The organism is Dellaglioa sp. CoH-57-MRSF-22 (assembly GCF_056781895.1).
In genome coordinates this window covers 1-348 of sequence record NZ_JBXAXT010000138.1, presented here as the reverse complement: position 1 = coordinate 348, position 348 = coordinate 1, and the positions used below count along the sequence as shown (strand labels likewise).

Below are 348 nucleotides of genomic sequence, written 5' to 3'. Positions count from 1 at the left end.
ATAACGAATGGTCATGAAGTATCCTTTACTTGTATACACGAGTCACGGTGGGACGCTCGCGGCGTGCGCGTTCAGCCCGTGCCCAGAACTCGTGTTGTTGGGGATGGTGCTCGTCTTCCACGATTTCTGCATCGACGATTTCCACGTCGCTAGTCTGCATCCTATTGGTCGCAGCACACAGCGCGGCTACGACAGCCGTCAAGATAAGCATCAGGACGAGCACGACCATCGAAAGCTGACGATAGGAAGTGCCGGGCGGTAGAGTCATCAGATTCCACCCGTACACTAGGAAAGAGACCGGAATTCCGATGACGAGCGCGGTCAGAAAACGGTGCTTGGCACTCACTC

General features: G+C 55.2%; 1 protein-coding gene. It reads right to left on the bottom strand.

Going from position 1 to position 348, the window contains the following annotated elements; translation table 11 throughout:
* Positions 1 to 25: 25 nt before the first annotated feature.
* A partial coding sequence (locus tag AC1RPR_RS08560) for a hypothetical protein (protein WP_481763525.1) occupies positions 26 to 348 on the bottom strand: 323 nt, incomplete at its 5' end.